We start from the raw sequence: 12,130 nt of genomic DNA on the forward strand, positions 1-12,130 counted from the left end.
CTTACATTTAGCTTTACCTTCAATACCTTAATCTAATTTCAATCTCTATTTCACTCGAGAAAGCGAGACAAATTCTCGATTTCTATCCAAAAAGGAGAATACAACCTATACTGGACAAAGATACAGTAAAAGGAAAATAAAAGAGAAAGTGATGAAATCTGAATTTCTGTCACATATTAAAGAAAATATGTGGACTAGCCGGTACGCTAAAAAAACGATCGAGTCATACTTATATTGGATTAAAGCCTATATTATATTTATTGATAAACAGCACCCGAATAATTGTCACGATAGTGAAGTTGAACGCTTTTTGAACTACCTTTCAAATAGCCTTAATCTAGCACCTAAGTCTCAAGCTTTAGCATTAAATTCATTAAGTTATTTATATAAACATATTTTGGATAAGCCACTTAGCATGGAGCTGAACTTTAATAAATCGCGAGTACAGCCTAAACTGCCTACCGTACTCACACCTATAGAAATTAAAGCGTTATTTCGCTTTGTTAACACAAAACATCTATTACTCTGTCAGTTAATGTATGGTAGCGGCCTACGACTGATGGAAACCGTAAGACTTAGGATTCAAGACATTGATTTTAATTATAATTCTATTCAGGTTTGGAACGGTAAAGGAGGGAAGCATCGCCGAGTTACCTTGGCAGCAGAATTAACTTCTAGTTTAAAAGCGCAAATAGCCTTCTCAAAATACCATTATCTTACCGATGTAAAAAATCCAGATTACTCTGGCGTATATTTACCCTTTGCTTTAGCGAGAAAATACCCAAGTGCCTGCACTGATTTCAATTGGCATTACTTATTTCCATCTTCCCAACTGTCCTTAGATCCAGAGGTTAATAGGGTCAGGCGCCATCATATTAATGAAACGGCGATTAGAAAAACTATAAAAGTTGCTTCAATAAAAGCCGGTCTTGATAAACATATTACTTGCCACACTTTACGCCATTCTTTCGCAACACATTTATTACAGCGAGGCGCCGATATTCGCACAGTCCAAGAACAATTAGGCCACAGCGACGTTAAAACAACGCAAATTTATACTCATGTTATAGAATGCGGTGCTAATGGGGTTATGAGTCCATTATCTGATCTGATGTAATGGTGTTACACCTTTCAGTCCCCAAAGCCAATCCACTTTATACATGCGAAACGGCCTTACCATATGTAACCATTTTTTCTTTAACTGTTTTGTGAACTTAATCATTAACATCGTTATTATCAGCAATAAAATTATTCACAACCTTAGCTAATAGTTCACCTTGATCTTCTTGCAGGAAGTGGCCGCCATTAACTATCGTGGTGTGCTTTTGCCCTTTTGTGCCAGGGATAAGTTTTTGCATCAGTTTATCACCACCCGCCGTAATAGGGTCCGAATCACTAAACGCAGTTAAAAATGGTTTTTGCCATTGTGATAATACTTGCCATGCTGCGCGATTTTTTTCTGATGCCGGGTCATCAGGAGTGATCGGCACTAGTAATGGAAACTGTCGAGCCCCTGCTTTATATTTTTCGTCAGGAAATGGTGCGTCGTAGGCAGCAATTACAGCCAAAGAAAGCTCTGTTGTTGTCGCTTGGCTAATTATTTTACCGGTTGGAAATTCAGGTACCTCTTGCGAAAAAACTTGCCATTGTTTAAAAGCATCTCCGGGATCATGGTCACCTGTCGGTAACATGGTATTAGCAGCTACTATTCGGTAAAAACATGCACTGTTTTCGGCCGCTAAACGTAACCCGATAAGCCCGCCCCAATCTTGGCAAACAAGTGTAATGCTTGTTAATTCAAGTTGTCGCATTAATGACGCCATCCAATCAACATGACGCTGATAGGTATAATCATCGGGTTTAGTCGGCTTATCTGAGCGACCAAAACCAACTAAATCCGGTGCAATAACGCGATGCCCCGCTTTTACCAGAATAGGGATCATTTTACGATACAAAAAGCTCCACGTTGGCTCACCATGCATCAATAGTATTGGCTCTGCATCTTGTGGGCCCTCATCAAGATAATGAACACGCAATCTTCCTTCTTCACCGTCATCAACCATTAAGTAGTTAGGTGAAAAGTTATAGTCCGGCAAATCTTCGAAGCAGCTGTCTTCTGTACGTAAAAATTCCATAATCTCTCTCATTGTTGCTGTTTTCAGTCAGTTAACTTGATAGAAAACTAACTGATTTCTTTTATCGCACGCCCAATACCGTCAACCGTCAGCGGATACATTTTGTTAGCTACTATTTGTTGGATAACAGAAATAGAATGATGATAAGACCAATGCGTTTCAGGCTGCGGATTTAACCAAGCAACCTTATTGAAATGACTCAGTACGCGGTTCATGTAATCAACACCCGGTTTTTCGTTCCAATGTTCAACACTACCGCCACGGGCAATAATCTCGTACGGCCCCATTGTCGCGTCGCCAACAAAAATAACTTTGTAATCTGAGCCAAAGGTTCGAATAACTTCTTCAAGGTCGATGGTTTCTTGATAACGACGATGATTATCTTGCCAAACTTTCTCGTATAAACAGTTATGAAAATAGAAAAACTTTAAATGCTTAAATTCCGCGTGGGCCGCTGAAAACAGTTCTTCACAGGTATGAATATATTCATCCATTGAGCCACCAATATCGAAGAACATCAGCACTTTTACAGCATTATGACGCTCAGGCTCCATATGAACATCAAGCAAACCGCCATTTTGTGCAGTAGAGCGTATCGTGGTATTAATATCGAGCTTTTCACTAGCGCCGGTACGGGCAAACTTACGCAGTTTTTTTAGTGCTAGTTTGATATTTCGCGAGCCTAATTCACGGTCTTGGTCGAAGTTTTTAAACTCTCGTTTATCCCAAACCTTTACGGCACTATTGTTACGGTTTTTATCTTGCCCTACACGAATACCTTCTGGGTTATAACCATAAGCGCCAAATGGTGATGTGCCACCAGTACCTACCCATTTATTACCACCGGCATGACGTTTTTTTTGTTCTTCAAGGCGCTCTTTTAAAGTTTTCATTAACGCTTCAAGGCCACCTAGCGCTTTAAGCTTATCCTTTTCTTCTTGCGATAAGTGTTTTTCAAATTCCTTACGCAGCCAATCTTCTGGTAAAACTTGGTCAAAAACATCAATATTTTCTATGCCTTTAAAGTATTCAGCAAAGGCGTTGTCATATTTGTCGTAATGTATTTCATCTTTTACCATGACAATTTTAGCCAGGTTATAAAAGTCGTCAATATTCGCAAAAATCACCCCCTTTTTAAGCACCGCGATAAGATCTAACAGCTCACGTAAACTGCACGGTACTTTGTGCTTTTTTAAGGTGAGAAAAAAATCAATAAACACAGTTAGATCACCCGTTTCTTCTGCTCATAAAGGCCAGCTTTTCAATTAGCGAAACATCTTGCTCATTCTTTAATAACGCGCCAAAGAGTGGAATAATGTCTGACTTATTGTTCAGCAATACATCTTGGGCAATATCATCTGAGATCAGCAATTTTAACCAGTCGATTAATTCTGACGTTGACGGTTTTTTCTTGATACCGTTAAGCTCTCTTAAATCAAAAAACACTTCTAAGGTTTGTTTTAATAAGTCTTGCTTAACATTTGGGTGGTGCACATCAATTATTTTCGCCATTTCTACTTTGGTTGGAAACTTAATGTAATGGAAAAAACAGCGACGTAAAAAGGCATCAGGCAGCTCTTTTTCGTTATTGGAGGTGATGATAATAATTGGACGTTGCTTGGCTTTAATCACCTGCTGAGTTTCATATACAAAAAACTCCATTTTATCGAGCTCTTGTAATAAATCATTTGGAAATTCAATGTCAGCTTTGTCAATTTCATCAATCAATAAAATCGGCCGCTGTTCTTCTTCAAATGCCTGCCATAACTTACCTTTAACGATGTAGTTGGAAATGTCGTGCACACGTTCGTCGCCTAATTGGCTGTCACGTAATCGAGATACCGCATCGTATTCGTATAAGCCCTGTTGCGCTTTGGTGGTTGATTTAATGTGCCATTGATACAGTTTACAATTCAATGAGCTTGCTAGCTCTTCTGCTAACTGTGTTTTACCCGTTCCAGGCTCACCTTTGATTAATAAAGGCTTCTCTAACGCAATGGCTGCGTTAACCGCCATTGTTAGATCATCGGATGCAATGTAATTATCTGTACTTTTAAACATGGGTTTACCCTATAAATTTATGATGTTCTTTTACTTTTATTAGCGCCGGGGAAAAATATATTCGTTGTTTGCTGGTACGCTTTATATTCTGGACGTTTCTGCAGTGAATAAAACTCAGACGGTACCGCGCCAGTATAAAATACTAAGGTGGTGTACATCATTCTTGAGGCTAGCAGCACACCAATACCTAATAACAGCCAAATAACTAACGACTCTTGTTGATAGAGGGTTAACCAAGAAGGAATAGCGGCAATCACAAGGCCGTTCCACACCATCCATTCGGCAAAATAATTCGGATGACGGCTATATTTCCACAAGCCGACATTACAGACTTTGTTTTTCTCACCTAATTTTTTCATCTTACGAAGAAACGCTAATTTTTGCATATCAGCCAGTGTTTCCATGGCAAAGGCGCTCAACCAGACAATAATACCGACTATTTCGAATATTGAAATATTTCCATCAGGATTTGTTGCAATAACAAAGGCTGGCATGGCAAGAAACGAAGCATTGGCTAAGCCTTGTAAAATAGCTTCAACTTGCATGGCTAGCGCGGTATTGGTTTTACCTGCTTTTTGCCAGCGACGCTTTTGATATTCATAACGCGGAAATTCAGTTTTTAAATACCCTAACTTCCACATTTTTAACGCGCCAAGCCCCATTCTACTGCCAGCAAAAATATACGCGATACTGACAATGGCAACGCGAGTACTATCACCTTCGCCATAAATCCAAGTCAGCACGCCAATTAGGGTAAGACCCCAAGGCCAGCCAATATCAACATATGACATGCGCCCTGTGCGCCATGCAGGAATACAAACCACCAAAGTAAATAATAGCAACTGCAATGTGCCATTAATAAAGCCGATAAAGGCTAACGTTTCAGTGAAAAATAGTAAAAACCAACCGGCAATAAACAAAAACAACGGTGAAAAGTACTTCATCTTATGCTAATTCCCTTAGGCTACTGCTATGGCGACAGGCGTACCATTAAGTGCAGCATTTCCGGTTAATGTATCAACACGGTTGGCATCGGTTAAGTCATTAATACTGACACCCGGTTGCGTGGCAGCCACTGACATTTTTGTGCCCTTTTGATTATGTCCCCAGCCTTGCGGCATGCTCACCACGCCTTTTTGTATGTCGTCAGTGATCACGGCTTCTATTTCAACTGCGCCGTTAATTGAACTGACTTTGAGTATCTGGCCTTTGCTGATGCCTAACGCTTTTGCATCTTCTGGATTTACCTCCAACGTACAGGGGTTTTTACCTTTCACTAAGCGGTCTGAGTTTTGTGTCCAAGTATTATGGCTTTTAACTAAACGCCGACCAATTAAATCAAACGGGTATTGGTTATCGCGCGCAGGCTTTGTCATTACCGCATTTAAACGTGGTAAGTCATCAACATATAATTGTGGGAGTATATGTATTTTTCCATTTTCGGTTTTAATGCGCGCTTCTAAACAAGGCATTAACGGGCCAATATCAATACCATGTGGGTTATCAATCAGCTTTTGTAAACTCATGCCTTGCTCACCGTATGGGCCATTTTTTAATTCCATATCGAGTATCATTTCAGGCGTAATTTTTAATGATTTATGATCAAGCGGCACGCCTGCCATGCGGGCTGATAATTCTGCCAATATTTGCCAATCAGCACGTTGGTTTTCTTCTTTTTCAAACAATGGCGGTGAGTATTTAACAGTATTTCGCACTGAAAATGAGTTGAAGAAAATATCGAAATGCGAATTTTCAACACCGGTTGTGCCCGGTAAAATAATATTAGCGTGTTTGGTGGTTTCATTGAGATAAATGTCTACCGACACCATGTAGTCTAAGCTGTCAAAAGCATCAGCAAGTTTATCACCACTTGGCGCTGAAAGAACCGGATTACCTGCTATGGTGATCAGGCTTTTTATTTGTCCTTCACCTTGGGTTAAAATTTCGTCTGCTAATGTCGCCACTGGAAATTCACCATTAAAAAATGGCAACTTTCTTACTCGCGAGTGGTATTGACCAAATGAGCTTTTATGACCTTTTTTATGATTTCTGATCATGTCAAATGCAGGCTGTGGAAACATCGCACCACCTGCACGATCAAAATTACCGGTAACAATGTTTAGCACATTGGTTAGCCACTGGCACAAACCACCAAATGTTTGCGTTGATGCGCCCATGCGGCTGTAGCAAACCGCTGAATCTGCAGTCATCATATCGTTAGCAAGAGCGTGAATAGCATTGGCCTCAATACCGACAAATTCAGCAACAGTTTCAGGCGCGTAATCTTTTGCTAAATGCTCTAGCTTTTCCACCCCTTCAACCATTGAAGATAAGTGGCGTAAGTTAATTTTTTTCGCGGCAAAAACACAGTGGATCATCGAAAAAAGTAATAAAGCATCTTTTTCAGGGCGAATAAACAAATGCTGATCCGCAATTTTTGCCGTGCGTGTGCGCCGAGGGTCAACCACTACTACTTTACCACCGCGTTTTTGAATAGCTTTCATTCGACCAATAACATTAGGTGCTGTCATCATGCTACCGTTTGAAACCACAGGATTTCCGCCAATAATTAACATAAAATCAGTTCGGTCAATATCCGGCACAGGTATCAACATACCCGCCCCTAACATAAAATTAGCAGCAACATGATGTGGCATTTGGTCTGTAGATGCAGAGCTAAATCGGTTAATGGTACCGAGCGACTTCATAAAAGGTTTTAAAAATAAACCATTGCCCAAACTGTGGGCGTTGGGGTTACCTAAATATATTGCCAAGGCATTTTTTCCATGTGCTTGTTGGATAGCACTAAACTTTTCGGTTATTTCTTCAAAAGCCTCGTCCCAAGAAATATCTTCCCAACCTGTTGCTGTGCGTCTAATCGGAGTTTTTAAACGCTCTTTATCATTGTAAAAGTCTTGTAACGCAGTAGCTTTAGGGCAGTTATAGCCTTTGCTAAATGGGTCTTTTTGATCACCCTTAATAGACAATATTTCTTTGTCTTTATACTGAATTTCCAAGCCACACATGGCTTCACAAATATTGCAATTACGATAATGTGTTTTAATGTCAGTCATGCTTTTACCTAAAGTTGATACATAAAATGGGCTTGGGTCATATCTTATAAAAAGTTTTAAGCTATATTTCTCGCTTAAAACGTCTCTTCAAACCATTTCTTGGTTAAACCAATAGAAACCATGGTTTTAAGCTTGAAAAGCGCCATCCAGTCACCTGATTCAGGTACAGCGTCACCACAACGAGGGTCTGAGCGTTGTAAAGCACCGGTCATTTTGTGGTCAATAGGAATAGGATCACAACCATGGTCAGATTCACAGATAAAATCCCAAGGTTCACGCGCTGGTGCGTGACAAGCAAAGCAGTTACCATCGAAGCGATTATTTACATCAACAAAGCCTCGTTTGGCGATAGTTGAGCCCGTTTCATCGACTTGCAATTCAAAAAACTCCCAATCACCGGTTGCTGGTGACGTTCCCGCTTCGCGTTTTACCATCACTTCAGTTGGCACAAGCTGCACCACTGAACCTGCAGGATAAATAGCGCCTTCGGGGTTATTCGCAGCAGTCAGCGTAGCTTTAATATCACCTAAAACATTATCAACATAAAAATGTCTTACCGGCGTCATATCTCGAATACAACTAAAGGTTTCTTCAGTAATATTTACCGGTAAGCCTTTTTTCGGAACCTCTTCATTAGAAACGACTTCTTTGAGCGTGGTTACCGCTTCTTTTACCGTCGATTTAAGTGTTTCAAATGCTGCGGTAGCGTTTTCTTTTACGTTGTTGGTTTGGGCGTATGTCGGTAATGACATTAAATAAGAGGCTAAAGCCAATGGCAGTGTTCTTTTTATTATTAAATTGATCATGTTAATTTCCAGTTCGTTGGCTTAAATGTATTCGTTAAATCCCGACCTAAATAGATGGTTAAATTAGCCGCAAAGTAAATTGTTACTTAGCGACTATTTACCTTGTGGCTAGTTAATCTCAACTCGGCTTAAGCAACGCCATCCAATAAAGCTAGTTGAGGTTAGTTAGGTATTAACGCGTTTATAATTTCACGATCAACTTGCCTTTATTGGCACCCGTAAAGAACAAATTTAAACCTGTCATTGCCGACTCAAGCCCTTGTAACACATGAGCACGATGCTTAATTTGGCCTTTCATTACATAAGGCGTTAACTTGGCTAAAAGCGCAGGTACTTCACCGAAATGGTCTGGCATGGTAAAGCCTTGCACGGTTAAACGTTTTTTGATGATCGGTATCCAATTTGGTGCTAAGTCTGGCTCAGCCTTTGGATAGTCAGCAATTAAACCACATACCGCAATACGACCATGAGCATTCATGCGCGCGAAAACATGGTGCTGAATAGGACCGCCGGTATTTTCAAAATAAACATCGATACCCTTTGGCGTTAATTCAGCAAGCTTTGCTGCTAAGTCATCAGTTTTGTAATTCACTGCGCCATCAAAGCCTAGCTCGTTAACAATCCAGTCAGCTTTTTCATCGCTACCAACAACACCAATAACGGTTAAACCGTCAGCTTTAGCTAGCTGGCCAACAATTGAACCAACAGAGCCTGCAGCACCAGAAACTACAATTGTTTCACCTTTTTTCGGCTTACCAATACTGTACAGTCCTTGTGTTGCCGTTAAGCCCGGTAAGGCAAACACAGATAATATTGCTTCGTCAGGTAATGGTGCGGTGACTTTATTTAAGCCAACCCCATTACTTAAAAAGTATTCTTGCCAACCCATCATACCCATCACTCGGTCACCCACAGCGAAGTCGGGGTGATTACTTTCAACAATTTCACCGACACCAGAGCTACGCATTACGGTGCCTAGTTCAACAGGCGGAATGTAGCTTTCAGTATCTGGACTCATCCAACCGAACATTGCTGGATCAAGCGACATATGATTTTGCTTAACTAAAAACTCCCCTTCGCCAACACTTGGCAGGTCTTTCGTGACCACTTCAAACAGTTCAGGACCAACTGGACCGCCACTTGGACGAGCGATTAAGTTTATTGCGGTATAAGTAGTCATATTTTTAATTCTCTTTTAAGTTCTTTATACGAATTTTTATTTAATAGTTAAGCCACTAGCTGGCTAATAGGCTTTATCTTGCTAATGTTTTGCTCTTGGTAGAAGCTTTTGAAGGCTTCTGCCAATTTCTCACTTTCCAAAAATACTCGTTTCCAATACTGTAAACGTTGCTCTGGCTCTAAAGTGGTAAAGTCCGTACGATCAGGAATTTTTCCATAAGGCAGTGAATCAATAAACTGTTGTGAAGGACAAACCAATACAGTTTTATCGTAATGTTGAGCTCGGACACTTCTTGATAACTTTTTATCAAACCAGCCGGCTTTTAGTGTTGAGCTAAAATGCGGATACAAGGTTAGTCCGTTTAGCGCAACATCAAAATGATAATCAATAATGCCGCCATCGCGATACATGCCGTTTTCACAGTCAGCAATATCTTTTATCCCTTGCATCACCATAGGAATAGCACCTGAGGCAAGTAATGCATCTTTAATGTTGTTTTCCGTAAAAGCTAAACGTGTTGTCGCGATATTATCAGGGTCATGAAGTTGTAATTGGCTTGCCTGATGCTGAAAAACATAACGTTCGTATTGGCTTTTTATTAACGAGCGATCAACACTGTTGCGCAATAAACTCATTAACAAACCTAAGCCCAGCACCAACTTATTTTCAGAAGCAACAAAACCTCGACACTTAGCAACAACAAAATGGGCATTAAATATTTTATTATTGATGATTTCATTGGCGCCAGAATCACCAAATAGAATGTCTAATAATTCTCGTGCTTTTTCGGTTATTTCTGTCGGTTTAGCATCAGTTGAATAAACTGTTTCACTATAATGCTTTGCGAGTCGTTCAATAGCGGCAACGGGATCAGCCTGAGCAAAACATGCCATTCTAAAAGCGCCAGCGCTTGAACCAACTAAATTTAATGGTTGTTGTTGGTGTTTAAAGAAGTCACCAAAAAAGTATTTATCTAAGCCATATAAAACAAACCACTTAGGTCCACCACTGGCACCTAAAAAGTTATTGAAAATATTTGGCGAAAAGCCGTTTTCTTTAATAGTGTTTAAAGCCGTTTCACCGGCGTAAATTTCTAACATGTTTTATTTAACATCATCCTAATGGTGAGTGATTATGGTGAAGGTTATGGGTGAAAGTTAGCGGGTATCGTTCTCAATACCCACTCAACACCCGATAAGCGCTATTCAGTACTCATTAGCGAAGTTCTTTTCGTAATACTTTACCGACATTGGTTTTCGGTAATTCATCTAAAAACACCACCTCTTTCGGCCGTTTGTAGTTTGTCAGTAGTTCAACACAATGATCGAGAACATCTTGCTCAGTTAAACTAGGGTTTTTACGCACTACGAATACTCGCACCAATTCTCCGGTGACCTCGCTTGGCGCAGCAACCGCAGCAGCTTCTAAAATACCTTCGTGACTAACGAGCACTTCTTCAATTTCATTTGGAAAGACATTGAAACCAGAAACAATGATCATGTCTTTTTTACGGTCGACAATGGTAAAGAAGCCATTTTCATCCATGGTGGCAATATCACCTGTTGCTAACCAACCGTCTTTCAATACTTCATCAGTTGCATCTTGGCGGTTGTGATAGCCTTTCATCACTTGCGGGCCTTTTACCCACATTTCGCCAGGTTCGCCAATAGCAACTTCTTTGCCATCGTCACCCATTAATCGTACATCTGTTGACGATGCAGGAAGACCAATGGTGCCATTGTAGGTTTCTTGATTGTAAGGGCTCATTGAAACTAACGGTGCACACTCAGTTAAGCCATAACCTTCTAAAAGGTGAGTGTTTGTTACCTTTTCCCAAAGTTCAGCAACAGGGCGTTGTACCGACATACCACCACCAAAGCCAACTCTTAATGAGCTAAAATCAAGCTTATCGAATCCCGGGGTATGTAAAAGCGCATTAAATAAGGTATTTACCCCGGTAATAGCGGTAAAAGGATATTTAGCCAACTCTTTAACGAAACCTGCCATATCTCGCGGGTTAGTGATCAGTAAATTTTTACCGCCAAAGGGCATAAAGGCTAAGCAATTAGAGGTTAACGCATAGACATGATAAAGCGGCAATGCCGTTATCATGATTTCTTCACCAACAACGTAGACATTCTTAGTTGCGGCATTTGATTGTTCAATGTTAGCAACCATGTTGCGATGCGTAAGCATGGCGCCTTTTGAAGGACCTGTGGTACCACCGGTATATTGTAAAAATGCTAGATCAGCGCCATTAATCTCAACAGGGCTAAAGCTTAACTTACTGCCTTTAGCCATCGCATTATTAAACTTTACTGCATCAGGTAAACTATAGGCAGGCACTTGTTTTTTAACATATTTAAGCACGCAGTTTATTAATGTGCCTTTTAAAGCACCTAACCGATCACCAACACCTGTAGTGATCACATGTTCAACGTCAGTATCATCGATAACTTTCGCTAGCACATGCGCAAAATTTTCTAGAATAAGAATGCCCTTTGCACCGGAGTCTTTGAGCTGATGTTGTAATTCACGAGGTGTATAAAGCGGATTGACGTTTACCACAGTCAAACCTGCGATTAACGCGCCAAACAATGCAATTGGATATTGTAAGGTATTGGGGATCATTATCGCGAACTTGTCACCTTTAACGTAACCGAGATCTTTTTGTAGATATGCAGCAAAGTCTGTGGCCTGTTGGGCTAGTTCCTGATAACTAATACTGACATCCATATTAATGAAGGCAGTATTGCTGTTATACAGCTTGGTATACTTGAAAAATAGCTCCGCCAAAGAGCTGTATTTATCAGGATCTATTTCAAATTCTACGCCTGGTGGGTAACTTTTTTCGAGCCAAATTTTTTCCACAAT

At 40.3% G+C, this 12,130-nt stretch carries 10 protein-coding genes; 1 reads left to right on the forward strand and 9 read right to left on the reverse strand.

Features of this window, described 5'->3' with window-relative positions:
- Positions 1–151: 151 nt before the first annotated feature.
- Entirely contained in the window at positions 152–1,117 is a 966-nt protein-coding gene (locus tag B7C41_RS04205) for an integron integrase (protein ID WP_085297528.1), read from the forward strand.
- Between the two features lie 97 nt (positions 1,118–1,214).
- Here B7C41_RS04205 and B7C41_RS04210 read toward each other — a convergent pair whose 3' ends face one another.
- The 9 genes from B7C41_RS04210 to B7C41_RS04250 all read right to left on the reverse strand — a co-directional run bounded on the left by B7C41_RS04210 (position 1,215) and on the right by B7C41_RS04250 (position 12,127).
- Positions 1,215–2,135, reverse strand: a complete 921-nt coding sequence (locus B7C41_RS04210) for a haloalkane dehalogenase (RefSeq protein ID WP_085297529.1) — start codon at positions 2,133–2,135, stop codon at positions 1,215–1,217.
- Positions 2,136–2,182: 47 nt separating this feature from the next.
- Positions 2,183–3,355 (reverse strand): vWA domain-containing protein, encoded by a 1,173-nt coding sequence (locus B7C41_RS04215; RefSeq protein ID WP_085297530.1) that lies wholly within the window; start codon positions 3,353–3,355, stop codon positions 2,183–2,185.
- A 7-nt stretch (positions 3,356–3,362) separates the two neighbouring features.
- Positions 3,363–4,196 (reverse strand): AAA family ATPase, encoded by an 834-nt coding sequence (locus B7C41_RS04220; RefSeq protein ID WP_085297531.1) that lies wholly within the window; start codon positions 4,194–4,196, stop codon positions 3,363–3,365.
- Between the two features lie 17 nt (positions 4,197–4,213).
- Positions 4,214–5,140, reverse strand: a complete 927-nt coding sequence (locus tag B7C41_RS04225) for a DUF1295 domain-containing protein (RefSeq protein WP_085297532.1) — start codon at positions 5,138–5,140, stop codon at positions 4,214–4,216.
- Positions 5,141–5,155: 15 nt separating this feature from the next.
- Positions 5,156–7,270 (reverse strand): molybdopterin-dependent oxidoreductase, encoded by a 2,115-nt coding sequence (locus B7C41_RS04230; RefSeq protein ID WP_085297533.1) that lies wholly within the window; start codon positions 7,268–7,270, stop codon positions 5,156–5,158.
- A gap of 74 nt (positions 7,271–7,344) precedes the next feature.
- Positions 7,345–8,076: a hypothetical protein gene (locus tag B7C41_RS04235; RefSeq protein WP_235839593.1), complete on the reverse strand. Its 732-nt coding sequence runs from the start codon at positions 8,074–8,076 to the stop codon at positions 7,345–7,347.
- Between the two features lie 181 nt (positions 8,077–8,257).
- The gene (locus B7C41_RS04240) at positions 8,258–9,256 is read right to left on the reverse strand and encodes an NADP-dependent oxidoreductase (RefSeq protein ID WP_085297534.1); all 999 of its coding nucleotides are present in this window, start codon (positions 9,254–9,256) and stop codon (positions 8,258–8,260) included.
- A 47-nt stretch (positions 9,257–9,303) separates the two neighbouring features.
- Positions 9,304–10,356, reverse strand: coding sequence for a patatin-like phospholipase family protein (locus B7C41_RS04245; protein ID WP_085297535.1), 1,053 nt, complete (start codon positions 10,354–10,356; stop codon positions 9,304–9,306).
- A gap of 115 nt (positions 10,357–10,471) precedes the next feature.
- Positions 10,472–12,127 carry an AMP-binding protein gene (locus B7C41_RS04250; protein ID WP_085297536.1) on the reverse strand — a complete coding sequence of 552 codons (1,656 nt, stop codon included), beginning with the start codon at positions 12,125–12,127 and terminating at the stop codon, positions 10,472–10,474.
- Positions 12,128–12,130 lie beyond the last annotated feature (3 nt).

Source organism: Cognaticolwellia mytili (assembly GCF_002104475.1).
GTDB lineage: Bacteria > Pseudomonadota > Gammaproteobacteria > Enterobacterales > Alteromonadaceae > Cognaticolwellia > Cognaticolwellia mytili.